The organism is Bacillus sp. 5mfcol3.1, from assembly GCF_900114335.1.
Classification (GTDB): Bacteria; Bacillota; Bacilli; order Bacillales; family Bacillaceae_G; genus Bacillus_A; species Bacillus_A thuringiensis_S.
Genome location: NZ_FOST01000001.1, coordinates 1,601,875 through 1,628,851, shown reverse-complemented (window position 1 = coordinate 1,628,851; position 26,977 = coordinate 1,601,875). Strand labels below are relative to the sequence as shown.

Below are 26,977 nucleotides of genomic sequence, written 5' to 3'. Positions count from 1 at the left end.
GTGTCTATTCTATAGGGTACATTTACCAGTATTCTTCTCTTTATTATTTCATTAAGTAACATTAGCATTACATTTTGTATGGTTTCTTAAAAAATTTCAGTAAAAAGAATATATTAATTTTGAAGTGTACAAATAGGTAGCGTGACTTCAACTATAGTCCCCTTATTCACTTCACTCTCAATAAATACCTTTCCCTGATGTGTTTCAATGATTTTATAACAGATCATTAACCCTAAGCCAATCCCCTCTTCTTTAATACTATAAAAAGGTTCTCCGAGGTATGGTATACGTTCTTTTGGAATCCCACACCCTTGATCGATAAAACGAATACTTACTTGATTATTATCAAGTATATTTAATTGAATGAGAATTTCTCCTCCCATCGGCATAGATTCAATTGCATTTTTTAATATATTAACAAATACTTGCTTTAATTGATTTCCTTCACATGAAATCAATGGAATACCAGGGTTAAGATCGATTCTAAATTTTATATTATGCATCATTGCTTGAGGTTGTAGTAGCATTAAAACTTGATCCATTAGCACACTAATGTTATTAGGTTGCATTTTTACCACCTGTGGTTTGGCTACCGCCATAAATTCAGTTGTAATGCTCTCTATACGCTCAATCTCTGATGATACTATATTAATATAACCCTGATTATTCTCACTTTCCGTTGATTTTAGTAATTGCATGAACCCTTTCATTGCAGTTAATGGATTATTAATCTCATGAGCCATTACAGTCGCTAATTGTCCTACAACAGCAAGTTTTTCAGATTTTCGTAATAATTCTTCTGTTTTTAGCCGTTCAGTGATATCACGAGAAATACTTAGGAAAACTTTTTTACCATTTAAGTTAAAAACACGAACACTAAACTCAGTTGTTATTACTTTTCCTGTTGGAAAAACATATTCATCTTGCAAAGTGAAGGAAGTTTGTCCTTTTTTAATTTTTTCTAATAACCTTACGATCATTTGAGAATCTTGTGGTACTATATTTGAAAATGATAATGAGAGCAACTCTTCTCTACTATATCCAAACCTTCTACACCCAACAGGGTTTACCTCAATAAATCGACTTGGAGCATTCTCTTCATTCAGCTCTACTACATATACCGCATCAGTTGCTTGTTCGATTAGTGCACGGTACTTCATTTCACTATCTCTTAATTGCTGGTGTAATCGATGTCGTTCTCTTTCTGCTTGTTTTCTTTCAGAGATGTCTCTACATATTGCTGATAAAGCTATCACATTTCCTCTTACATCTAGTATAGGGGAAACTGTCAGACTAACATCAAGAAGACTCCCATCACTCCTTTGTCTAACAGTTTCTAATCTAGTAACCACAGATTCTCCTGTTAGAATTTTCTGAATATTTCTAAGCGATTCTTCCATTAAAAAATCTGGTACACAAGGTAATCTCTTACCTATGATTTCTTGTGATGACCACCCAAATATCTTTTCATAAGCTTTATTCGCTTGTAAAATATGCCCTTCTCGATCAGAAATGGTAATAGCATCTAGATTGTGCTTTATAAATGATTCCAATAATTCTTTGGTAGCGCTTAATTCTGATTCTACCTTTTTCCTTTCGGTTATATCAACTGTAGAACCAACAACTTCAATAACTTGTCCATTTCGTTTAATCGGCCTAAGCGCAATAAGAATAATAGTTTTATCATTTGGCCAAGGTAATTCAAATATAATTTCTTTTCCTTCCCATGCCTGAAGATAGTACTTCATCAATTGTGGAACTAAATGTGGAGGAACAATAGAAGCATCAATAGTACGTAAGCTTTTTCCTACCACCTGTTCAGAATAAAACCCGTTTTGATAATAAAACTGTCCATCACATAAAGTGTGTATAAAGTGCTTACCCACTTTTTTAAATTTAAAAATTCCTCCTTGAAGCTCATGTACGGTATCTGCAAGTTCTTGCTTCGATTTTTTTAATTCTCGATTCATTTTAGATAAGTCCTGTGTTAAATGATACAATCTCTGGTAGGCTTCCATAAGAAATAGCCCAATTAAAAGTCCTAACGCTATATATAATAGGCCTCCTGTGTAAAGTAATGTAGTATTAAATAATACGCCAACTAACCACTTTATTCCAATAAAAACAGAAAAATATAACGATGCACTTTTAAAAGGATGTAGTTTTTTAAAATAAGTTTTAAAAGTAGAAAATAGAATCCCCATACCTAAATAAGCAATCACAGGAGGTTCCCAATACCCTCCAGTGTAAAAGATGCGCATTACAATTATGCTAATTAACGTAATCCAACCAGCAATACGACCAAAGTAAATAAAAGATAGAATAAGAGGAACAACTCGAAGATCGTAGGAAAATCCCATGTATGGAAAAGAAAAGAACATTAACGTAACTGCAATAATCCCTCCATAGAGCTTTTCGAAATATCGACTAGAATTAATTGTAAACACTTGAATAAATATTGCTGCGCTAACTAATAAAGAAAAAATAGAAAGGTTGATGAAATAATCTTTAATAATCATGTAATGTCCCTCCTTGCATTAAGTGTATTCGACAAAAAAGCTAAAAATCCTACAAATTGTATAAACAGTTCAAATGCATAAATTTTAAACTAGGATAAAATCTGGAAAAGTAAATAAGGAGCACAGCAGATGAGATATTTTAATGAAAAATAGTTCAAAAAAGATAATAGTAACCGTTGACTACTATTATCTTTTTTCTTTAAGTTATCGTAATACGTATGAAATTCTAAGGGACGTGGTATGTCATTTCATCAAACAATGATTATATGCTGAGTCATGAATATAGAAACTTCAACAGTAATTTTTGAAAAATAACATAAAAAACAAAACTATCTTTGAAAATGAAAAAAATCTATATAAATGTCAACTAATCTATGTACAAAAACGTTCACTTAATTTTGCATAAAGTCACTCCACTTAGGAAGCTAAGTAGTTCTTCAAGGTCGATAAGAACACCTGTAGATGCTTCAGGATAACTACATAATTGTATGAGTAATGTACTTGAAACCTTTCGGTAAAACCATACACATAATACAACTAACTCCTTGGTTCAATATTTACTTTTTCGCTGAACAAATTCTTTTTCTTGAGCAAAATATTCTAGGATATAAGGAGATTTTTCAATTAACTTGGTGTCTAGTTTATTCTCCAGCTCCAATTACTTCGTTACTTTCAGATTCAGTTCATTATATTTTGTACTTTGTCTTTATACACAACATATTCTTTACCATCCACTACTGCTACTACCGCAAATTCATCATTTGGATTGAATGAAAGCCAATCAGCCCACATGTTAGTATTAGCCCCTCCACTCCACATATTATGAACAGTGTTTTTAGTTAAATTCATAACTTTATAAGACGCATTTGGCGCATTTGTTCCAGTCTTTATTTCAAAAGTGTATGCGTTATGAATTTTTTTATAAAAGTAAAAAACGTTTGATGGACGAAGCTGATTCAAAAAATCCTGTTCTTTTTTCTCTGCAATTTTTATCCCTTCTTGCAAAGTGACAACATCTGTTTTTAATGTTTTCCAACTGTTTTTCGCTGCATTCAAGCTGGGGGTTAAGAATTTATATTTATTTTGATCAGCTTTTTGATCAGCTTTATCAATATGTCCCAGTACACCCGAATATTGAGAATCTAAATCCTCCCATTGCGTAGACATATAAGTAAGAGCAGTGATAGCACTATCAAGCATACTATGCATATCACTAATATTATGAAATGCAACTCCAACTACACGATTCAATGTTATTTTATAATCTACAGTCTGACGTAATTTTGCTAATTCAGGTTCTAGCCAACCTAACTTACCTCTTGCATCACCTATCATTATGCCACCAGCAATCAAGGTTGGAATAAAGGGGATTTTCACCATGTCTAAGCCCTTAGATTCTATGTCTTTCTGATATTTTACTTGTCCTAAAAGGTCCTCTAGACGCTTTTGGTCAGCCTCTACATCAGCACCTTGGTTTTTTAAAATCGATTGCAATGTCTCTTTATGACTTCCAAATGTTCTAACATCTTCTCCAATAGCATTTTTTAATTGAATTAATTCTTCTTTTAATGCTTTTGCAGACTTTTGATTTTGTTGAATTCCTCCCTGTAAATCTGTGATCCCTTTTTTTAAAGTATCTCCATTTCCAGTATTGATCGCCTCTACTAATGTTTCATAATAATTTTCAAATTTTGTATCGTATTCTATAATGCCTGTCAATGTATCAAAAAGCTGTTTTTTTACTTGTGTATTCCATGTAACAGCATGTGCTCTTGCATTCTTTTGATCTTGTACAATTTTACTAGGTAAATCTGCATTTCCATTAATAGTTATTCCTTCAAAACTCACATCTGGATTATTAATTAGCAAATAAGAATATTCATTCATAGCTTTTGCAAATAAACCAGCATCTTGCAAAGCTTTTTTCATCTGTTCTTCATTTGCTGAAAGAGATATATTTTCATTGTTCGTTTGTTCAATTTCAATTGCAAAAGTTTCTAGTGGTATGACTGCATAAGTAGTTGTTATAGTTAAAAACGCTGATATAGCGAGTAGTTTATTAGGGATTTTTTTCATCATTTCGTATTCCTCCTATATAAGGCATGGTTTCAAGTTCTAATCTTATTAAAAAGCGATGTCTTTCAAAATGATTTCTACATCTTTTATCAATATCGTTTGAACTTTCTTTAGCAGCCTTCAAATCATTAAGTATTAAAGAAAATGTATATAATCTACTTCAAATTAACCGATTCTGTTACAAATTTAAAAAAAGCAATTAAACTACAAGGTTATTTTTTATTCGAATCATACTTATATATAATTGAAAGGCGAAGTCTTTAATGAGACTCCGCCTTTCTGTTATATAAGGATTTATTAATTATTACTTTTCTGTTTAACAGTGTAATCATAGACTTTCTATGTTTTAGTTCACTTTACAACAGAATTAATATTTCCCTATTTTTGTGGAGTAACAGTTTCCACTTTTAATTCCTTTATTCCTTCTTTTAATGTAACAGCATCTGTTCGTAATGTTTTCCAACTGTCTTTCGCTGCATTTAAATTAGGTTTTAAGAATTTAAATTTATTTTGATCGGCTTTTTGAGCTGCATTCTCAATATGCCCTAGAACGCCCGAATATTGAGAATCTAAATCATGCCACTGCGTGGACATATAAGTAAGAGCGTTAATAGCATCATCAAGGGCCTTGTGCATTTCATTAATATTACTGTAAGCAACTCCAACTACACGATTTAAGGTTACTTTATAATCCACGGTCTGACGTAATTCTGCTAATAAAGGCTCTAACTTACCTAAATTATCCCTTGCTACTCCCACTATAATACCGCCAATTATTGGTAGACCCAAAATAGCGCCCTTCATTACATTAAACCCATCAGATTCTAATTGTTTATAATAGTTTACTGATCCTAATACTTCTTCTAGACGCTTTTGATCGGCATCAACATCTGCACCTTGATTTTTTAAAATTGACTGCAAGAGCTCTTTATTACTTCCAAATGCTCTAACATCGTGTCCAATAGAGTCTCTTAATTTAGTTAATTCTTCTATTAGTTGTTGTGCATACTTTTGATTTTGTTGAATTTCACCTCGTAAATCTGTAATCCCTTCTTTTAAAGTTTCTCCATCCCCTGTATTAATCGCCTCTATCATTGTTTCATAATAATTATCAAATGTTGTATCGTATTCAACAATACCATTCAATGTATCTAAAAGCTGTTTTTTTACTTTCGTATCCCAAGTAACGGCATGTGCCCTTGCATTCTTTTGATCTTGTACGATTCTACCAGGTAAATCTACATATCCATTAATGGTAATTCCCTCAAAATTCACATCAGGATTCTTAATTAACATATAAGAATAGGCATTCATAGATTTTGCAAATAATCCAGCCTTTTGCAAGGTCTCTTTCATTCTCGCTTCATTTGCAGAAAGAGCCGTATCTCCATTGTTCGTTTGTTCAATTTCACTTGCAAAAGTTGTTACTGGTGAAACTACATTAGCAGTTGTAATAGTTAATAGCGTCGATACAGCGAGTAATTTGTAAGGGATTTTTTTTATCATTTCATTTTCCTCCAATTTAGGTTTTAAATTTCAGTTCTACTCCTGTTTAAAAGCAATATCTTTTGAAATGAATTCTGCATCTTTATGAATATCATTCCAACTTTCTTTAGCGGCTTTTAAATCATCTGGTATTAAAGAGAATTTGTGGTCTTGCATAGAATCGATATTATCCAGTAAATCTGTATAATTTGCGCCCATTGTATTCCATTGCTTTTGAATATTTGTTAGAGACAATATCGCTTGATCTACAGTCTGATATAAATATGCCAATGTTTCTTTCGCGTTAGTAAGTGAAAGAACTGCTTGATTAGCACGATCTGCTTTCATACTTAATTCTCCGATTTTGTTAGAAATTTCATTATAGGAGTCCATATGCTTAGATGCTGTGACACCAGCCGCAGTTCCTAGACCGATACCAGCTGCACCAAGAGCCGAGAGTCCACCAACAACAGCCGGTGTTGCTGTACCGCCAGTTACAACAATAACTACCGCTCCTCCAATAGCTGCAATAACTAAAATAGCTGCTCCCAATCCACCACCAATTGACCATGCTAATACATCATCAAAATGTTTTTTCTGAGTAGAACGAAGTTGCTCAATTTCAGCTTGAAGTTGTGGAATCGTTGCCTGTTGACCTGCTAATATTGCAGTTAATCCACCTTTCCCATCTGGACCACCAACATTATTTTTAAAATCTGTAGAATTTTGATATAGTTTTCCTTTGAAGTCTTGTAGCATCTTAATCACATCTGTAACTTCTTTTGAATTTGTATTGATTGTAGTAATTAAATCATTTATACCCTCTTTTAGACCTGCCTTATCTTTCTTTTGTACAGTTTCTACTAATGTGTCGTAATAATTTTGAAATTGTTCATCGTAATTTACAATATTACGAGCAGTTTTTTGAATCTGTGGCTTCGCTGTATCTAACCAGTAATTCGCATTGATTCGTGACAGCTCTTGATTAAGGTGAATATTTTTGAGCAACTCTCCCCCCTCTGACCCTAAATCGATATTAGATAAATTTACATTTGGTTGCTTAATCATTGTTTTTGCATATAAATCCATTACTAGAATATGAGACCCTGTTTCAGCCAATGCTTTCTTCAGTCCTTCGGGTCCTAATGCATAATTGCCTACTTTTTGTTCTTGAGCGGTCGTTTCTTGTGCAAATGCATGAATAGTGTTACCGGTAGTAGCAGTTATAACAGTTGCTAATGTAGCTAAAGTTAGTACTTTGAATGGAAATTTTTTCATGACTATTCTCCTTCTTTCGCTAAATGCTTATAATCTTTATGAATTCCCCAAAAACGCAATATTAAAATTTATATACTTGTTCTTCAAGGTAACTTATTACATTTTTTAATTGTCTTAATGTATCTTTTTGAGACTGCTCGTTAGTTGTATCAACATTAGTAGATAATTTTGTAATGCTATTTTTTATTAGATTTAAATCTTCTTTATAGCGCTTTAGTAGATCCAGTTCTACATCTACTTGATTTGCAAACGTATGCAAATCATTTTGTGTAAGAAGAAGCATTGATTTTTGTAAATCAGCTATTGATAGTTTCGTTGTTAAATCATATATTTTTTGATTTTGTTTCTCTAAATCATCTAAATATGCTCGCTGTTCTGCTGTTAATTTATTTACTTCAGCAAAAACACCAAATGTTTTCTTAATCTTTTCGGTATCAATGACCTTCATCAGGTCATACTCTTGTGTTTTTGCTGCGGCTGCGGCTGCTATTTCACCTTGTTTGCTTTTCTCAATTGCTTCACGAGCTGCTTTTTTTGCTGATTCAATCTCTAGAGCAGTTTTACCTTGTTCTGTCGCTTCTTGCGCCGCTTTTTTCTCCGCTTCTAGAATAGAGTTGTTAATTTCTTTTCCTTTGTTATACGCTGCCACCCCTGCTTGAGCAGCTGGTTCAATAATTTCTTTTGAAAGACTATAAACTTCTTTGAATATAGCAAATCCCTGTTCATTTAAAGCCCCTGGTATTAATGCAATTTGCTGTAAATCATTTTGAATTGCTTTTTTGGTATTTAATATTTCATTTTTTAACTGATCTATTTTTCCTGTTCCATCTGTACTTAGTATGCCTTGCGCAGTTGCCACATTAGTATCAAAATCTTTTAATTTTTTATCAAGCTGTAATTTAAGATCTGTTAATTCATTGATTTGTCGTTGCGCATTTTCTTGATTCGTCATAGCCATTTCTTGAAGTACTTCAAGTCTATCCGAAAACCCTTCTCTATCTTCTTTATTGTCTACAAACGATTTTAATGTCGGGTAATAACTATTAAATTTTGTTACAAATCCTTTACTTTTTGAATTTAATAGAATTAACTGTGGATAGAGTTCCGATGACCATTCCTTCATATCTTGTTTGATTAGGAATTGATTGGTATTTAAAGCTGGGACTTCCTCTAGCTGTACATTAGGACTCATTAAAGATTGATCAATATACGTTTGGATTAATTTAGATTGCGCACCTAATTTTCGTAATGATGAAGAAATATCCATGTTTTCTTGTTGAGTTTCTGCTTGAACGATTGGTGTTGCGAGAGTATTGATAGGAATAGTTGCTCCAGTTACAATGGATGTTATTAAAAATCCTGTCATTATTTTAGTTTTCATTCCGTACACTCCTTTACCATTGTTTTTATAACTTAATTCATATAACTTGTACGACCGCTCTCTTTGTAAACTGGAGAAGAAGGAGAAATCTTTCAGATACGTTAATATCGTTGTTTTTTACTTCTAATAGGATGTAAGGATTTTATTTATCTCTCATTTCGATACTCTATTTTTTAAAATATAAATAACAAAAATTTATTAACTATATTTGAATCAGGCACCCTATGAGTAGTAAATTATTAATTCTTTCCTAAAGTTGCGGTTTAACTTACAGAATCGTGAGGATCAATAAACCAATGCTTACAGTTAATCTTGTCATAACATTGTTTAATTTCAATTTGATAATATCCCTCTTAGTTTTGTCAGCAAACTCCTTACTAGACAACAAAAGGTGAAATTATACTGTACATTGCTTATACTTTTATTGCGGAATAACTTCACTTTTGTTATGCAGAAACTTAGAACAAGTTTATTACCAATTTGATTCTTGACCTCTCATAAACAAAAAGACTATTCAGAAAAATATCCCCAACATAATGTTACTTATAACTTCACTATAATTCCTATTAGCGTAACCTTCTCCTTTCTGTCTGGTCATACCAGTTATGTTGTTCATTAAAACATTAAATTTTTAATGCGTAAATAGAAAAATTTTGTCGATTATGCTCGATAATTTACTGCTAAATAAAAATATGAACCGAAAAAAATTATATAAATATAGTTATTTGTAAATTTCATTTCTGTAATTGTAATGATTACAAATTAATGTGTATACGGTTAAAAATAACTATTTTAGCTCAACCAAGAAATTTTATTTTAGAAAAAATACTTATAGAATAATATAATAGGTTTTTTTATACTTTTTTACCTTTATTTAGTTATGTATAATTGCATAAAATGTAGATATATTTAGTAATATATGTTATATTATTGATTTTTTTCACGAGATATCCTAATATAAACATTAATAAATATCCAATATGAAGATATTAGTCTATAAACTTATCATCGTTATAAACATAGGTTTTAAATCACAAAAAAGCTGCAAAACTTCCTTGGAACACTTTGCAGCCTTCTGTATTTTTATTTCCTTTAGCAAAATAACGGTTAGTGTATTTTTTCAAATTAACAATATGGTACAAAGATTTCCATTGAGCTTTTGCTCACATATGTGTTTATTAAATCTTCAAGAGCTATTTGTTTGAGCTGACGTCAGACTAGTGTTTATCTAAAATAAAACTATACCTATAAATTCAGCACATGATTGTTATAAAAATTGAAACTGTTCCGCTAACAAGATAATATCAGGTTAATCTCATACGTCTATTTGAATACAAGTTCTTTTTCTAGACAAATCACAAACTCTTTCTAGCGTAATAAGTTCAGTATTTTCATCTTTTGGGATACTTACACCCATGTTTAAGTCTTTACATTGGAGACAGTAGATAACAAGCTTATATTACTGTATATTTTTCACGGTACTGCCTAGGAGTCATACTAGTGATTTTTTTGAAAACTCTTATAAAATAACTTTGGTCATTAAAGTTAAGCCAAGCACAGATATCTGATAACGAATAAGTAGTGAGTGTTAATAATTTCTTTGCTTCTTCCACTCGTTCCCTTTGAATATATTCGCTTAAAGTAATTCCCATTTCTTTTTTAAATAGTTTAGACAGATAAGTAGGCGTAATTTCTAAATGATTAGCAAGTTCATTCAGAGATATTCCATCGTAAACATTTTTATTAATATGTTTTATACATGTAGTAACCGCGTAAGAATACTTTTTTGCATTGTATTCTTTCACACGATCTGCAAAGGTACGTAAAGCATCCCCTGACAATCGCTTTACAGATTCTACATTATCTAATTGTTCCAGGGTTTGTATATATAAAATACTATGAGCAAAAGCAATATCTGGTGGCAGGTTTCCTTCTATTGCATATCGAGTGGCTAAGGTAATCGCAATAATTCCAAGGTTTTTTTGATTCCTGAGCGGATCCTCTATTAGCATAAGTTCAACATCTTCTTGTGAAACCGCATACATATACTGTATTAACTTTTTTTTATTTCCTTCTTTAATAGTCGAAAAGAAATCATTTACTAATGCCATATTGTGCGTTTTAGGTTTGTTTTGTCGGCGTTTTAAAATATATAAATCCGGTTTCACAATTTTATTAGGAACTTCCTCTAGTACTTTATTTTTTTCCAAGACAATATCTACATCTAACTTTTCATTGAAAATCATGTAATGTAATAAAATTCCCATATCAATTAATGTAGTTTTTTTAATCTCAGATAAACACTGATAATAGGCAAGTCTTTCTTGAATGTTATCATTTGATTTAAATTCTTTCTGAAATTTTATGATCATATCATCTGAATCTTTTGGATGTATAGTAGGACCGATTATAATAGTCCCTTTAATATCATCATGATTTTCTATATGAATTAGAACAAAATTTTCAAGATAGTTGTTACTTCGGAAAAGTGGCAAGTTAAAGGGATCGTTTTCTTGATAAATATCAGTAAGATGTTCTTCTTTTGAAGAATAAAAAGGACTACAAACATTATCAGATGTAGAATGATATAAAATTTTTCTGTCTGCAGATAAAATATGTACAGGGGCATTAAATGCTTTATGTGCAAGATCACATAAGTGTTGTATATCGATAGAAGTATTCATTACATTCTCCTTTATAGATCCATAAAATATATTCTGTTATATATAATTCACGACAAATAATACTATAAAATATCAAATTAGTACAATTCACAACAAAATATTACTATATCTTTTTTATAAAAATCATATATTATTTAATTGTAGTTAGCATCTAAATATCAGAGTAGATAAGTAAACGAAATAAGCTAAGTTCTTTTCTTAATTCTACAAGATATAATTATTGAACTTGAGAAAACAGTGAAGTACTACAAAATACAGTGGTAGTCAATGCGAGGACCAAGCTGGAAAAAGATTTAAAATAAAGCGAAAGTAACAGGAGATACTGTACCACCGCAAGAAACAACAGTCAAAGTTCCAATTCAATCATTTATACAAATTGAATTCAAAAAATAAATACTGCTAATTTAAATATGAAACTGAAAAACTATTTTGCTCCAAATTTTAGAAAAAGATAATAAAGAAGTCGTGAAATCGGAAAAAGATGAAAGCGATACGGCTATTTTTGAAACACTATGTTTTGAAAAGTACAAGGTGGAGGAAATTCAAGTGCTCAATTAAACATTTAATTGAGAGAAAGGTCTTTTCATCAACTAAAAATAAAAATAAAAAACGAATGGAATATTCAAAAAATGACACTATATTACTGGTCGTAACATTAGTTTTACTTTCCACAAAAGAGGAAAAAATATAGAGACTTTACAAATACTAAGAATAGCAAACTAGATAGTTTTATTACCACATCACATAAAGTGAAACTTTAATCAGTGGGGGTTTTGTTCATCCCCCACTGATTATTAGCCCACACCAATCGGGCTTTTACGGGCAGTAAGACTCCCACCTAACTTCTTTGCTTCCGCTGAATTTTGAGGTGGGGTCTTACTGCCCGGCAAATAGCGAGATAAACTTATTAATAATTTCCAAATACAATAGTTGTTAATCAACAAAAAACTTCAATAACCAAGGTGCACAGTAAATTGACCTCAAATCAATAATTACTACAATATCAGGTTTTGCTTATTCTATAAAAAAGAAATATCACTTAAAAACTATTCCTTTATATCGATTTAGACATAAAACATTTTATTATATCGGCTTAAGTATTATGGAATTAAAATTACAAATAACATCAAAACCCTTTTAAGGGCTTATACATCGTTCGTATCGAATTTATCACCTTTCGATACCTATGTCATTAACACAACTAAAAAAGATTATTACAAAGGAATCTGAGAGGTTTTTTCAATTTCGAAATTTATTTTTTGTAAATTAAAGGAAAAATAATCCGTATATATACGGATTATTTTCTTAGTGTAATCTGTATTGACCTGTTAACTGTTTTTCAGCCATTCAAACTAAGCGTTTTGTAATCTCTCCACCGATTCGAACCATTTGCAGATGATGTGATGTATCAGGTCCCAGTGTGACTCTTAGTTCAAAAGCAATTTCATACTTCATTTGCTCAATAGTACTTGTAGTAGCAGAAATAAGAATTTCATTTGTATTACTTTCGTATCTTTGAATATTTATAAATAACATGTGCCTAATTATGCTATTTACGTATGAGTAACCTAATTTCTTCTAGTATTTTTATGGGAACCCTTTCCCTCCCCTTATTCCACCAATTAAATTTGAAACACAAATGTACATTGCATTCAATATAACAATAAAAGCTACAAAAGCAACGAATTAAGTACTTTAAAGTTAAGTGTTTAAGCTTGAAGTACTTAATTCTTTTTCCAGATAAAGCATACATTATATCTTGATGCTTTATTGTCCTCTTATAATTATGTGGTATCGGGAATTTATTTCGGTGTTCTTTCATTATAATTAAAGTTTGAAGCTCTATGCTCAATACTTTTGCGAGAACATGATAGTTATATCCATTGTTTAACAGAGAAATTATGTCATAAAACATAGTTTTTCCGCCTACTAATTTTACTAATCTATTCTTTAACTCATCCCTTTTTTCTTTAGCTTCATTAATTTCTAACAACATGGATTTTTTATTTGTTTGCTTAATGTATTGAGTATATAACTCTGGGAATTCTTTTTGGACTTCTTTGTTTAATACTGGTTTATATTTAATCATATAAGTAACTTGTAACAATGAGCGTTTTAACAAACTATCTTCAATGAGATACGCTACTTTATTAAATAAATGTACATATTCCTTAATATTGGAATAACTATTAAAATGAGCTAATACTCTACTTTTTATACTAAAAGCCTTGCCTACATAAATAATATTGTCATTATAATCTTTAATGAAATAAATACCACTATCAGATTTTTTCAATTTATTATCCAATTCTTCTATACTCATAAAATGCAATTCACTCATACTTCTCTCTCCTTAGCGGTTTTAAATCGTAAAAAACAAGCAAGGTTTCTAAAAAAGTACTTAGCTGCCCTAGCATCTCTTATTTTATCTCTTGCTAAATGTCAAAAAACTGTTTCTATGTTACTCAACTATCAATATGATTATTAATAAAATTTTCGATCGTTATTATCTCGCAATTTTATCATGTAATTTCGAGATCGTTTCCTCATTTAAATTACTGTGTTTTATCGAATAAAGGAAATATATTACTACCCCAATAGTAATCCAAATACTAAAGTACACCCATGTCCTTAACGGTAAATTTAGCATTAAAAACACACAGCATACAATTGCAACGCATGGTAATACAGGTACAAAAGGTACCATAAATCCACGTTTTAAATTTGGGTGTGATTTACGAAGGATAATAACTGATAGACAAACTAACGCAAACGTCACCAAACTACCGATATTAACTAAATTAACTAATTCTTTCAAATCAATAAACCCAGCTATTATAGAGCTCCCAATTCCTGCCAATCCAGTTATAAAAGTGGGTGCTCCAGTTTTCTTATTAACTTTCGCAAATGATTTCGGTAACAATCCATCACGACTCATTGCAAAGAATACTCGTGTTGCCGCATACATATTGGAAAAAATAACAGCCATAAGGCCAATTACAGCACCTGCAGCAATTGCACCAGCGACTTTTCCTTGTCCTACAACTTCCATTACATAAGCCATTGCCTCAGGGACATTTAATTCTTTATAGGAAACCATTCCTGTCATAACAAGGCATACCATAACATAAATAATTGTACATATGATTAATGATGCAATAATACCGATCGGAAGATTACGTTTCGGGTCTTTTACTTCTTCTGCTGAAGTTGCTAATATATCAAAACCCGTAAAAGCGAATAAAATAGCTGCTCCACCCGTAAAGACTCCACTTAAACCGTATGGTGCAATTGGTATCCAGTTCATTGGTTTTACATAGAATATACCAACCGTAATAAACAACAAAATCATTCCAATTTTAATCGATACCATTGTATTATTGATTCGTTTACTTTCCCTCGTACCACGGGATAACATCCATGCTAATATCAATGTAATGATTACCGCTGGTAGATTCACAATACCACCATGCGAAGGAATCGTTACTAGAGCTTTAGGTATCTCTAATCCAAATCCCTTTATTAAATTGTGGAAATAGCCTGTCCATCCAGCAGCGACAGCCGCTGTTGCCACGATATATATTAACAGCAATGACCAACCTACTAGATGAGCAACAAACTCACCAATTGTTGCATATGAGTACGTATATACACTACCAGACGCCGGGAGTGTAGAAGCAATTTCCGCGTAACATAATGCTATAAATCCACATATAATTGCCGCAAGTATAAATGAAAAAACAACTGCTGGACCAGCATTTCTTGCTGCTACTAATCCAGTTAACACAAGAACACCCGTTCCAACTATCGAGCCTACCCCTAACATAATTAAATCAAATGCTCCTAATGTTTTCGTTAAAGTCTTGCTTTGATTATGCTCTAACAATTGTGTAACGGATTTCTTTTTTAGTAAATTACTCATATTTTCTGTATCCCCTTTAAAATAAGGTTTGTTCTTCTCGTTAGTGTTGTATATAAATTTACTTAGTTATTAACTAGCCTCATAATATTTCTTTTACATTAAATAGATTTGAAATATTATATAAATTCGCTTCTCACTTACTAGTTAAACTAGACATTTCCATAGATTTTTGCGTACAACGTTTCATAGCTGAAATGATAGCTGTTCTTAAACCTTTTTCTTCTAGCGTTACTACAGCTTCTATCGTCGTTCCACCTGGAGAACAAACCATATCCTTCAATTCACCTGGATGTATTCCTGTTTCCAATACCATTTTTGCAGAACCTAATACAGCCTGAGCCGCAAATTTATAAGCTTGTTTTCTCGGCATACCGCCAAGTACAGCAGCATCTGCCATGGCTTCTATAAACATATACACATATGCTGGAGAAGAACCACTAATAGATGTAACAACATCCATTAGTTTTTCATTTATGACCTCCGTCTGGCCGAAAATATTAAATATGTTCAGTACCTCTTTTATATCTTTTTCTGTAACCATTTCATTAAAACATAACGCAGACATTCCTTCTCCAACAAGTGCCGGTGTATTAGGCATTACTCTAACAACTTTCAACTTTCTACCAAATTCATTCTCAGTGCTCTTAATACTTTTTCCTGCAGCAATAGTTACAACGATTACATCATTTTTTATTTGATCTTTTATTTGGTTAATTACCGATGAGTATAAATCTGGTTTGATTGATAAAATTAAAATGTCAGCGCTGTTAGCGACTTCATTGTTGTTAGTAGTTATAGTTATGCCATATTCATTACTAGCATTTTTTAAATTAATGACATTTAAATCTGAACAAATTATTTGATCTGGAGAAACTATATTTTTTTTAATCATCCTACCTATCATAGCAATACCCATGTTTCCACATCCGATAAAACCTATTTGTTTATTCATAATAATTTGCTCTTGCTCCTTCTACTCTAAATTTTATTGATTTTGAAATTATTATTCTAAATAAGGGCTATTACAATTACTTGGTTTATCAATAGAATTTCAAAATTCTCCTTCCTATATAGAGCTTACATATACCTCTAATAACTTCTTTGCTTTCGCTGAATTTTGAGGTGTGAGTCTTACTGCCCGGCAAATAGCGGGATAAAATCATTTCTTTAATCTATAATAAGAAGGACATAAAAAAACAAAAAGTTACAAAAATTTTCAAATTAAAACTTTTATAACTTTTTGTTTTGATTCAAATATAATTTCAATTAAGGTATCTCATCGTTTTAAACTTGACGCTCCATAATCTTGTATAGTTACATTTATATGATATTTAATCGGTACTTTACTAAATGTTTGATCCCAATCTTTTTTGACTTTCTCCCATGTTCTCGGGTGTTTAATTCTTAATTGGTTGCCAAAACCCGCAATATCGACTTGATATTCTTTTTGTATTTTTTTTGTAACATGATGTACTAAGTGCTTTACTTCTTTTTCAATAGCTTTTTCTTCCTTTTTTAAAAATTCATTTTCAAAATCTTTTCCTGATTGCATCCAATTTTCAGACAAACGCCCTACTGATTCAATGTTTACATCAAAGGAAATATTATTTCCGTTAACATGTGGTATGATTTTGCTTTTTATTGACTTTATTTCGTATATAATGAGTTTCTTTGATTCTTTATCAAAAGTTTTTACCACACCACCATTCCTTTTTCCGTTTATCCATACTACTCCTTCCAATTCCTGTTCATTTAAAAAGCCCATCAACTTTTTTGTCTTCCCTTTAATTACAGCAGCTCCTGCAAATTTTGTTTCCCCTTTTATCGAGATTACATTTTGCAAAAGAAAACTGGACCCTGACCGCATCTTTCCTTCCAATTTAGCGAGCGATACAGGAGGTAAAATCCTTGTTGTTCTATTTCTATTATCTGCAATTCCAGACAAACGAAATGCTGGAATTTCTCCTTTTTTGTTTGATTCCAGTACCTCCTTCGCTAGCCCCTTGCTAATTAAGAGCATACAGCTAAGCCGAACTTCATTGTCACGGAGATACTGTTCAAGTAATTGTTCTAAACTGTATGTACGTACAAGACTATCACTAATAACAATGTTTTTTAAATGTGGGCTGAACATTGTGCTCTCTCTTTTCAATGAAAACTCACGAACAATTTGATGAATGGAATCACCTGTCTCAGAAACATTAATATAACGTTTTTGTTGTCCATTTCCTTTACTTTGTGCTTGCGAACTAACAATTTGATAAGTAGCTGTTATAAGATTTCTTTTAGGATAACCTCCTTCCTCATCCTCTTTCTCAATTGTTGAATCCTTCCCTTTATCTAGTGCTATACCTGCAGTTAAACTCAACTCTTCTACTTCTTTACTGCTCCAACATCCTGTTAAAAATAGAAGCAAAAGCGTCCATAACAAAGCAAAATAGAACCGCATATAATTAAATTTATTTTTCACACTACTCCTCCTTTTAATCGCGTAATAATAAGAAGAAGCAGTGGCAGTAAACCAAATAAAAATAAAGCAGCATTACCGAGCATATCCCCCAATTTAAGCAAGTCATTTATATTTTTCGAAGTCATAGCAATGATGTAAATGATTGGAATCAAAGCAAAAATAAACGGATGAATACTCTTTTTAAAGAGTTGCGCTAATCCTAATGCAGCTGCATAATAACTAATCGTATAGGTAGCAAATATTTGCATAATCCATATTACAAGCAGTAAAGATTCAAAACGTTCAAATATCAATCCAGAAATTTCAAAACTGCGCATAAGGTCAATTGTCGGCCATGTTCTTGTTACAACCCCATCAATTGATAATGCACCAATGACCATTACAACAGTTATTACATAAAAGATTAACGGAATAGAAATTCCAACTAAAATAGCTTTTACTGCTTTATTTCGTTGTTCCATAAATACCAAAAGAATTAACATAATTTCAGGACCTGTATATGCGAGAGACGTTGTTTTTATCCCATCTAATACTGGTTTAATTCCCAAACCTAATACGGGACGGAGATTATCTATCTCGAATATTCCGATGCTCATAAAGGAAATGATTAAAAAAATAAAAACAGTAATAGGAAATATTATTTCAAACATCCGTGCAATTGAATTAATACCACTCATAATCAAATAGAGACCTATCCACATAAAAGGCATAACAATAGCCCATGTGGGGGTTCCTTCGAGCAAAAAAAAGCTTATTACTTCTGCCATTGAACGAATTTGAAATGCTGAAGTTGTAAGAAAATACCCTATAATAAGAAAACTAAGCAACCTGCCTATCCATTTCCCTACAATATCTTGACTGTATTGGTAAAATGTTTTTTCTGGAAACTGCTGACTTAATTTGACCATAATTACTCCTGAAACCATTGCCAGTATTCCACCTAATATCACACTTATCCATACATCTGGTGTTTTCACTTTTTCCACAGATGCTCTAGGCAGAGTGAGAATTCCTGTCCCAAGTATGTAATTTACAATAATAACAACTGCCTGTGAAGTTGTTATTCGGTCTTTAAGTTTAGTAATCACTGAAGGCCACTTCCTTTCGTCATCAGCTACCTTTTGCGGATATTTTTTTTGGTATGCATTATTTTTGGTCGACGTCTCATTATTTTTAATGGCATGCGAACCATAAAATCTTTCCAGTCACTGAATCGATATGGAACAGCAGGACTGGTATAAGGAACGCCAAAACTTTTCAGTTTCACTAAATGACTGCAAAGTAAAAGAAAGAAGAGAATAACTCCATACAAACCAAATATCGCAGCACAAAACATAGCTACAAAACGAAGAATGCGTAACGTAATTCCTACACTATATTGTGGAATAGTAAAAGAAGAAATAGCTGTTACCGCAACAACGATAACCATTATTGGACTAACAATTCCTGCTTCTACGGCAGCCTGACCAATTATTAAACCGCCCACAATTCCCATTGCAGGTCCAATTGGTTTAGGCAGACGTAAACCTGCTTCTCGCAAAACTTCGATAGCTACTTCCATAATTAACGCTTCTATTAAAGCGGGAAAAGGAACTCCTTCTCGCGATCCGATAATAGAAATAGCGAGCTTAGTGGGAATTAATCCTGGATGAAATGAAATAAAAGAAATATACAGTGCTGGAGCAAATAATGAAACAAAAGCTGTCATGAAGCGTAATAAGCGGAGAAGCGTACCAGGAAGCCACCTTTCATAATAATCTTCTGGTGATTGCAGCAGCATACTAAATGTAACTGGAGCAATTAAAACAAATGGTGTTCCATCTAACAAAATAGCTACTCGACCTTCCATTAAAGCACTAATAACACGATCAGGTCGTTCTGTATTTTGAATCTGTGGAAAAGGACTTAGATAATTATCTTCAATGAGTTGCTCTATATAACCAGATTCGAGTACACTGTCTATGTCAATTTTCTGAATTCTGTTTTTTACTTCATCCACCAATTCTGTACTAGCAAGATCTCTAATAAATGCGACAACTAACTCTTTCTTTGCACGTTCTCCTACTGGTAGCTTTACTAATGATAAACTCTCATCCGCACAATGTCGTCGCAAAAGTGAGGTATTATCACTTAATACTTCAGTAAAACCGACCCGTGGCCCTCTGACTAATGCCTCCGATACTGGTTCTTCAATGTTTCGTTTATTTGCTTTTGTTGTACCAAGAATAAACACATCTGCTAAACCATCAATTAAAAGAGCTGTTGAACCTATCAATACTTTGGGTATTAAATCTTTTATGTAATGGACTTCTGCTACTTCACTAATTGTAAGAACTTTATTTTTAATATATTCTTTTGAAACAGTCCCCTCCACATAAGAAGATTCATTTTTATATTCATCAGAAAAATCATCCATTAGTAATTTCATAATATGTTTGTCAATTATCTCTTTATCTGATAGGCCATCAACAAAAACGATCCCAGCCTGAATATCTGTGCGTCCAATATTAAACTTCCGAAAGCGAACATCAGAATTATGTCCGATTTGTTGCTTTATAAGTTCTAAGTTAGAGGCAAAATCATTTGTGAAATGAACGATTGCATTTTGAGAAGGTTTATGCTCTTGTTTCGTTTTACTTTGAATATTATTTTTTTTCACTTGTTTGTCTCTTGACTTCCACCAACTCATTCTTCCCACTCTTTCTCTGACATACGAACCCAATGAAAAACTCTTGAGATAGTATACGGAATTAAAAACAAGATAAAAGCTTGTACAAAGACTTTCCAATCTGGAAGATAAGAAGTAATTATGTTCCACATTTTTATCACCCAATTTATATACTCTGCTAGGATTGAGATTTCTAAAAAACGATATGTACTTAATAAAAAATAACGATAAGATTAAAGAGCAGAAAAGCGAGACATTATGCTTGTTTAGTACCAATAACCTAATTAGTATAAAAACATTTCTGACCTAAAATACCATTTCCAATTATAATTTGTTAAATATTATCTCCTTTTCCGTTATTTATATGCCCGCATTTGAATTTCAAATAATATAAGGATCAATGATATTTCCTCTTAAAGAAAAAAAGATGCTAGAAGATAGCATCTTTTTTTAAATTCAACTTACTATGTATTTATATTTTATTGTGAAAATACTCGTTTTTTTAATGAATATTAATGTTTAAAAAAATAAAAAATACATATTCTTTTGTTCTAAGTTCATACACTTCTACCAAATCGATACGGAATTTTCTGATTTTAAAACTAATATGAAATAAAGGAGAATAAAAAGAAAAACTATTATCAATCTATCAATTGAAAATAATACTTAGCAAGAGTTTATCATCTTAACTCCAAGTGTATTCGTTTTGCTTCAAAATAAAGAACTTGAATAAATTTTTTCGTATCAATACGAGCAGGTAATGTTGGTTCATTATTCAATTCTGTCATCTTTCTCCTTACGGTAGTAAAATCAAAAAATCTAGAAGCATAATTTTCGAACTTCGGGTTTAAAAAATCAGTAAGTCCAAGGGATGCTAAATGGTTTAATGATTGATAAATTGCTCTCCGAATCCGTTGTTTGGAAGCTTCTATGAACCTTTTTAATTCGGCATCTTCAGCTGAATCCCCAAGTTTTTTTTGAGCCAAATTCATAAAAATCTCTTTTAGTGAGGGAAAGCCTTGTTCCAACGTGTTATCTTGTTCATATTTATATAAATAATCTAGCATATCCATTAAATCTTTACTTCCACTTTCACTGGCTATTCCTAATTCAGACAAAAGAAAATGAATGGAATTTTGAAAATGATTAAAAGTATTTAAATGTTTTTCATTACGGTATTTTTCTTGCGCACTTGAATTACTATCCAATTTTAGTACCATATTAAGCGATTCTTGAATGTTTTTTATTGATTTTTCCAAACGAATTCGTTCAATGACTTTCCGAACAACTGTTAATACTTCAATCCGGTTAATTGGCTTAATAATATAGTATTCAACACCAAGCGAATAAGCTTCAGCAATTAATTCTTTTGATTCTACTTGAGAGACCATGATGATTTTCCCTTTAAACGAAGGGTTTATTTGACGGATTGTTTTTATTCCATCTTGAATCGGCATTAACAAATCGATAAATAAAATGTCTATATTTTTAAGGATTAGCATTTGTTGCTCTAAAGATAAACCATCCTCAGCTTCACCTATAACCTCCCCAAGATCTTCATCCTCGATAATTTGAGCCAACATTGAGCGAACCGCTTTTTCATCATCTACTATATAAAAATACATAGAATCACCCTTTCGAAATTATATGATCAATCCCTAATCTAATTATAAAAATTGATCCTTTTCCTTCGGTTCTGTCCTCAAGCGTAACATCACCTTCAAGTTGTTCGACCATTTCTTTAACATACGATAATCCGATACCTGTCGATGGATTGCCTAAATCATCATATTTAGAAGTAAACCCAGGCTCAAAAATTGAATCTTTATATTTTGAAGAAATACCAGGACCATTATCGCCTATTTGAAATTCAACAAAATGGTGGTCTTTATTAATGTCAATTGTGATGGTTCCCATACCTTGGATAGCTTCTACAGCGTTTGTAACGATATTATTTATAATAGATAAGATTGTGTAAATATGATAATGAGGATGCACACCATCAATTTTATACACAAATTGGATGTCTTTCTCTAGCAACCGTGCATATTTCGTATTTGCCCGTATAATGATATTTACTAGTTCATGTACAGACATATAATCTGTAAAACTTTCATCAGAAATTAGTTTTGAAAGCCCCGCAAAAATACGTTGGTTATCCTTTTTAACGTCATGGACCTCACCAGCAATTTGTAATGCCTGTTGCCTTAAATCCCCAAACTGAAAATCCATCTGTTTGTGCTCAAAAGAGTCTAAGGTTTTATATAAATCATAGGATTTTTTTGTTATATTCTCAGCATCTTGTAATGTTTTTTTTAAATGAACAGCATCTTCATATAAATTAGAGATGAGCATGAGCATGTGTTCATTTTGTTTCTTTATGTGTCTCTCCCTTGATTGCGCTTCATACAATTTCATCATATTGAAAAAGCTTAGAACTATAAAACTATGGGAACATGCGATAACAATGATCTCATTTATTGCCTCGGATGTGATTGATGTTTTTAATACGAAATATTGAATCATTAATTCCACACAGTCTGACAGTATTTCAATCATGCAACCAATAAAACCAATCATTAGTGGTTGATGATAAAAACGTTTAATTTTTGCTAAATGAAAGAGATACGAATAAGTAAAATAAAAGAAAAAACTAGGATAGTGAGTATGAAAAGCGGCTAGCCAATCCATATTTCCCTTTATAATGACATCCATTGAGATACGAAATACTACAACGACTATCGCTGTTAAAAAACCCGGTAAAAATGCTGGAATTCTTCGAAACAATAACAAAAAAAAGAAAAATGTTGGTGCACCAAAGCTCATTCTAAATGTTTCATTTAAAGGAAATGACTTTATTTCACCTACTAAGGGTACTGTAAGTATCATTAAAACGAGAATATAGATGTCTTTTTTTACTAAATTACTAAGATTCAAAATAATCACTTCTCACTTTCGCCTAACAGTCAGTATACAAACCTATTTGCATTAATACAATACTTACTCTATTTTTTTCAAAAACTGATAAATAAGATATAAACGAAAGTATTATAGATTGTGAGTATTCATTACACCCTTCTACTTTAGAAAGATACTTTATAACTCAAAAATGTTCAGACACAATATAAGGTCTGAACACTTTTGGAATCGTTCTTACACCAAAATATCTGTGCTCCTTTTTAAAATATACTTAAATCCCATTCTTTTGCAATATGTTCTAACAACATAATTCCTGGTAAACTATTCCCATATTCATCAATGGCCGGTCCGTAAATACCAATACCACATCCATCTTGGAACGATAAATCCTTCCTAGATTTTGAGGGAACAAGTGTCATAATTCCGCCGGATACCCCACTCTTAGCTGGTAATCCAATGAAAGCAGCAAATTTTCCAGAAGCGTTGTACATTCCACAAGTAAGCATTAAAGCTTTTGTTAACCTAGCTACTTCTTTAGGGAGCACTTGTTCTTTGCGAATAGGATGATATCCATCATGTGCTAGTATAAGCCCTATTAAGGCAATATCTTCAGTATTTATTTCAATCGAACATTGTTTTAAGTAAACCTCTAGTGTCTCCTCCACATCTGATTCTAGAAAACCATTCTCCTTTAAATAGTATGCTAATGCTCTATTACGATGAGCGGTTTCCCATTCTGATTGAAATACTACTTCATTAATAGCGGGACGCTTCTCTATCATTTTTTCAATTAATACGTATAGAGATTCTAATTTTTCTTGCACCGATGTCCCTGGCAAAAGTGAAGCTATCGTAATCGCTCCAGCATTGATCATAGGATTAAAAGGTTTTCCTGGTTTATGTATCTCTAAACGAATAATTGAATTAAAGGCATCTCCAGTTGGCTCTACGTCAACTCGTTCTAATACATAAGAAATACCACGACTTAAACAAGCGGCTATAAAACCGATTACTTTTGATATACTTTGTAATGTGAAAGGTATCTCCCAATCTCCTGATTTTATCATTGTTCCATCTGGCTTTACTATACAAATACCTAACTGCGATACATTTATTTCCCCCAGAGCGGGAATATAACTGGCGCTTCGTCCCTTAGCTGCATACGCTCGATAATGAGCTACCCATTGATCTAAGCAAACTTTTTCTTGCCCCTCAACTTGAACGCTAGATTCCTTTATCATTTAATCATATTCCCCCGTACTATTAACTTTATATAGAATGATTTTTTCTTTACTATAATCAATACTATTTGCACTAGAACCAAGAAAAATATTCAGACATATTGCAGTCTGAATATCCTTCTTATTACACACTTTTCTTTTTTGAAGTTTTCTCATAACTATCCCAACATTCAATATTTTCAAGCCCTTTAATGTTTTCTTTATAAAAAATAGGATCTTTACCAGCTTTTTTCTGGTTTATATAATCTTGTAACGCCGCAAATGCTACTTTTGAAAGTAAGGTAATAGCAATTAAATTAATAATAACCATAAAGCCCATAAATAAGTCCGCTAAATCCCATACAATTTGAATCTTTGCAACAGAACCAAATACAATCATAGCCAACACACTTATTCTGTATATCATTAACCACACTTTACTTGTATGTAAGAAGCGAATGTTTGTTTCACCATAATAATAGTTGCCAATTAACGCACCAAATCCAAATAAAAAAACAAAGATAGCAAGACAACCCGATGCCCAAGAACCGATGTGTTCACTTAATGCTGCTTGTGTAAGTGCAATACCATTTAACCCCGGTTGTTTATATGCATCAGACAGCAAAATAATAAAGGCAGTGCTAGTACAAATGATCAGTGTATCCGTTAATACACCAAATGCTTGAATCAGTCCTTGTTTCACCGGATGACTTGTTGTTGCTGTTGCGGCAACGTTTGGTGCACTTCCCATACCAGCTTCATTTGAGAATAAACCGCGTTTAACTCCATTCATAAGTGCTGCACCAATTGAACCGCCTGCTATTTGTTTAAAACCAAATGCGTTTTGAACAATAAGAGAAAGAACTTCCGGCATTTTTGATATGTTGGTAACTACAACAAATAATGCAACTCCAATGTATAATACCGCTAAAAATACCACCTTGTATTCAGCCATCTTTGCAATACGTTGTACACCACCAAAAATAATCGCAGCGAAAGCAATGGCCATGATTATCCCAACTGTTAGACGATCTGTACCAAATGAGTTTTGAAAAGCAATTGTAACTGTATTTGATTGTACTGAATTGAATACAAGACCAAAAGTAATTGTGATTAAAATAGAGAATAATACTCCCATCCAACGTTTATTCAACCCTTTTTCCATATAATAGGATGGACCACCACGGAAACCAGTTTTATCTTTTACTTTATATATCTGTGCTAATGTGCTTTCGACAAAACTGGATGCTGAGCTAATAATAGAAATAATCCACATCCAAAATACAGCTCCAGGACCACCTAATGCAATTGCAATCGCAATTCCTGTGATATTCCCTGTTCCAACGCGGGCTGCCATACCAATACAAAACGCTTGAAAAGGAGAGATTTGATCTTTAGAACCACTTTTCCCCTCCATTAATACACGGACCATCTCTTTTAACATTCGAAACTGTACAAAATTCAATTTAAATGTAAAATAAATTCCGCAAATAACAAGCATAATAATTAACAATTTAGACCATAAAAAATCATTTGTTGATCCGACTAAGTCTAAAAAAAGCCTTTCCATATCATCACTCCATGCCAAATTTTGTATATCATAATCTATATAAAATCACCTATATTTCCTGGTATAAATACCTCTTTTATATTCAAATACAACAAGGATAAAAATTTTCTATATTAATCGGATTGGCCTGTTTAAGCAAACATCACAACATGTAACCGTAAAACTGAAATTTTGAAGTACTTAACGCTTATACAAACGGATGCTCTACCCCTTTCTGCAAACTAATATTTTTATCCACTAACATTGTTGTACTATTATGTTTGTTTCGTTTACCGGTGATTTAAATCATAATAATCAATAGTGGTTAAGTGTTTTTTTGTTAATTGTCTCAAGAACATGGAAATATCTCCTTTCTCACTACTAATCTCAAAAATAGGCTAGGTAAAAACTTCGCGAAAAATCTATAAAGCGCTTTCACTATTCAACTAAGAAAACCTTGTCTTTAATTTATAATTAAAAGTACAGAATGTTACGAAAAAGTACAGATTTTTATAAAAACAAAAAATATTTTAAGTTTTTTTCATCTAAAAAACACTGAGATTTTGTGAATTTTATACAGTATCCAAACGTCGCAGATTCCGTTCTACCTAGCCTTTGACAAGCCTCTATTTTCTTCATAAAAACATGCATACTTTTCTCTTTTAGAAGTTCATATAAAGGATTTGAAATCAAGAATCAACGAAATATTATAAGAATATTTAAAAAATAAAACATTTAATTTATTTATGGTATCATACAAAAAACATTTGTTTTCTCAATTAATCCCCCTAGTGGGATTCCTCTAT

General features: G+C 32.0%; 17 protein-coding genes and 2 pseudogenes. 1 reads left to right on the top strand and 18 read right to left on the bottom strand.

Annotation, left to right across the window (positions count from 1 at the left end; translation table 11 throughout):
* Positions 1-113 precede the first annotated feature (113 nt).
* From BM089_RS08340 to BM089_RS08315, 7 genes and pseudogenes are all read right to left on the bottom strand, one after another.
* Entirely contained in the window at positions 114-2,519 is a 2,406-nt protein-coding gene (locus BM089_RS08340; protein WP_000584292.1) for a PAS domain S-box protein, read from the bottom strand.
* Between the two features lie 445 nt (positions 2,520-2,964).
* Positions 2,965-3,177, bottom strand: a pseudogene (locus BM089_RS31455) (hypothetical protein); the annotation flags it as partial.
* Positions 3,178-3,197: 20 nt separating this feature from the next.
* Positions 3,198-4,598, bottom strand: coding sequence for a hemolysin BL regulatory component HblB (hblA, locus tag BM089_RS08335; protein WP_000976148.1), 1,401 nt, complete (start codon positions 4,596-4,598; stop codon positions 3,198-3,200).
* A gap of 375 nt (positions 4,599-4,973) precedes the next feature.
* Positions 4,974-6,101 (bottom strand): hemolysin BL binding component B, encoded by a 1,128-nt coding sequence (hblB, locus tag BM089_RS08330; protein ID WP_000591969.1) that lies wholly within the window; start codon positions 6,099-6,101, stop codon positions 4,974-4,976.
* Positions 6,102-6,137: 36 nt separating this feature from the next.
* On the bottom strand, positions 6,138-7,358 hold the full coding sequence (gene hblD, locus BM089_RS08325) for a hemolytic enterotoxin HBL lytic component L1 (protein WP_000714435.1): 1,221 nt from the start codon (positions 7,356-7,358) through the stop codon (positions 6,138-6,140).
* A gap of 61 nt (positions 7,359-7,419) precedes the next feature.
* A complete protein-coding gene (gene hblC, locus BM089_RS08320) occupies positions 7,420-8,739 on the bottom strand; it encodes a hemolytic enterotoxin HBL lytic component L2 (protein ID WP_000850229.1) in 1,320 nt (439 codons plus the stop codon).
* Positions 8,740-10,193: 1,454 nt separating this feature from the next.
* Positions 10,194-11,423 carry a helix-turn-helix domain-containing protein gene (locus BM089_RS08315; protein ID WP_001097913.1) on the bottom strand — a complete coding sequence of 410 codons (1,230 nt, stop codon included), beginning with the start codon at positions 11,421-11,423 and terminating at the stop codon, positions 10,194-10,196.
* Between the two features lie 429 nt (positions 11,424-11,852).
* Between BM089_RS08315 and BM089_RS08305 the strand changes: the two genes are divergently transcribed.
* A complete protein-coding gene (locus tag BM089_RS08305) occupies positions 11,853-11,981 on the top strand; it encodes a peptidase (protein ID WP_071714849.1) in 129 nt (42 codons plus the stop codon).
* Between the two features lie 789 nt (positions 11,982-12,770).
* On the opposite strand, the gene BM089_RS08300 is transcribed toward BM089_RS08305, so the two are convergent.
* From BM089_RS08300 to BM089_RS08245, 11 genes and pseudogenes are all read right to left on the bottom strand, one after another.
* Positions 12,771-12,959, bottom strand: a complete 189-nt coding sequence (locus BM089_RS08300; RefSeq protein ID WP_000897404.1) for an alpha/beta-type small acid-soluble spore protein — start codon at positions 12,957-12,959, stop codon at positions 12,771-12,773.
* A gap of 165 nt (positions 12,960-13,124) precedes the next feature.
* Positions 13,125-13,764: pseudogene (locus BM089_RS08295) on the bottom strand (nucleotide excision repair endonuclease).
* 165 nt (positions 13,765-13,929) lie between these two features.
* Positions 13,930-15,345: an amino acid permease gene (locus BM089_RS08290; RefSeq protein ID WP_000067460.1), complete on the bottom strand. Its 1,416-nt coding sequence runs from the start codon at positions 15,343-15,345 to the stop codon at positions 13,930-13,932.
* A gap of 133 nt (positions 15,346-15,478) precedes the next feature.
* Complete coding sequence (proC, locus tag BM089_RS08285) at positions 15,479-16,297, bottom strand: pyrroline-5-carboxylate reductase (protein WP_001041313.1); 819 nt, start codon at positions 16,295-16,297, stop codon at positions 15,479-15,481.
* Positions 16,298-16,621: 324 nt separating this feature from the next.
* A complete protein-coding gene (locus BM089_RS08280; RefSeq protein ID WP_000790793.1) occupies positions 16,622-17,815 on the bottom strand; it encodes a Ger(x)C family spore germination protein in 1,194 nt (397 codons plus the stop codon).
* Entirely contained in the window at positions 17,812-18,903 is a 1,092-nt protein-coding gene (locus tag BM089_RS08275) for a spore germination protein (RefSeq protein WP_000628928.1), read from the bottom strand. Before BM089_RS08275 ends, BM089_RS08280 begins: the two co-directional genes overlap by 4 nt.
* Before the next feature lie 26 nt (positions 18,904-18,929).
* Positions 18,930-20,504, bottom strand: a complete 1,575-nt coding sequence (locus BM089_RS08270; protein ID WP_000119223.1) for a spore germination protein — start codon at positions 20,502-20,504, stop codon at positions 18,930-18,932.
* Positions 20,505-21,163: 659 nt separating this feature from the next.
* Positions 21,164-22,108: a response regulator gene (locus BM089_RS08260; protein ID WP_000274080.1), complete on the bottom strand. Its 945-nt coding sequence runs from the start codon at positions 22,106-22,108 to the stop codon at positions 21,164-21,166.
* Positions 22,109-22,112: 4 nt separating this feature from the next.
* On the bottom strand, positions 22,113-23,429 hold the full coding sequence (locus BM089_RS08255) for a sensor histidine kinase (RefSeq protein WP_000584793.1): 1,317 nt from the start codon (positions 23,427-23,429) through the stop codon (positions 22,113-22,115).
* A gap of 233 nt (positions 23,430-23,662) precedes the next feature.
* Positions 23,663-24,643: a glutaminase GlsA gene (gene glsA / locus BM089_RS08250; RefSeq protein WP_090976618.1), complete on the bottom strand. Its 981-nt coding sequence runs from the start codon at positions 24,641-24,643 to the stop codon at positions 23,663-23,665.
* Between the two features lie 124 nt (positions 24,644-24,767).
* Positions 24,768-26,192 carry an alanine/glycine:cation symporter family protein gene (locus BM089_RS08245; RefSeq protein WP_090976616.1) on the bottom strand — a complete coding sequence of 475 codons (1,425 nt, stop codon included), beginning with the start codon at positions 26,190-26,192 and terminating at the stop codon, positions 24,768-24,770.
* Positions 26,193-26,977: the final 785 nt, after the last annotated feature.

Excerpts from the sequence above, each read along its gene's own strand:
- BM089_RS08340 (WP_000584292.1), bottom strand. The coding sequence starts at position 2,519 with ATGATTATTAAAGATTATTTCATCAACCTTTCTATTTTTTCTTTATTA.
- hblA (WP_000976148.1), bottom strand. The coding sequence starts at position 4,598 with ATGATGAAAAAAATCCCTAATAAACTACTCGCTATATCAGCGTTTTTA.
- hblB (WP_000591969.1), bottom strand. The coding sequence starts at position 6,101 with ATGATAAAAAAAATCCCTTACAAATTACTCGCTGTATCGACGCTATTA.
- hblD (WP_000714435.1), bottom strand. The coding sequence starts at position 7,358 with ATGAAAAAATTTCCATTCAAAGTACTAACTTTAGCTACATTAGCAACT.
- hblC (WP_000850229.1), bottom strand. The coding sequence starts at position 8,739 with ATGAAAACTAAAATAATGACAGGATTTTTAATAACATCCATTGTAACT.
- BM089_RS08315 (WP_001097913.1), bottom strand. The coding sequence starts at position 11,423 with ATGAATACTTCTATCGATATACAACACTTATGTGATCTTGCACATAAA.
- BM089_RS08300 (WP_000897404.1), bottom strand. The coding sequence starts at position 12,959 with ATGTTATTTATAAATATTCAAAGATACGAAAGTAATACAAATGAAATT.
- BM089_RS08290 (WP_000067460.1), bottom strand. The coding sequence starts at position 15,345 with ATGAGTAATTTACTAAAAAAGAAATCCGTTACACAATTGTTAGAGCAT.
- proC (WP_001041313.1), bottom strand. The coding sequence starts at position 16,297 with ATGAATAAACAAATAGGTTTTATCGGATGTGGAAACATGGGTATTGCT.
- BM089_RS08270 (WP_000119223.1), bottom strand. The coding sequence starts at position 20,504 with ATGAGTTGGTGGAAGTCAAGAGACAAACAAGTGAAAAAAAATAATATT.
- BM089_RS08260 (WP_000274080.1), bottom strand. The coding sequence starts at position 22,108 with ATGTATTTTTATATAGTAGATGATGAAAAAGCGGTTCGCTCAATGTTG.
- glsA (WP_090976618.1), bottom strand. The coding sequence starts at position 24,643 with ATGATAAAGGAATCTAGCGTTCAAGTTGAGGGGCAAGAAAAAGTTTGC.
- BM089_RS08245 (WP_090976616.1), bottom strand. The coding sequence starts at position 26,192 with ATGGAAAGGCTTTTTTTAGACTTAGTCGGATCAACAAATGATTTTTTA.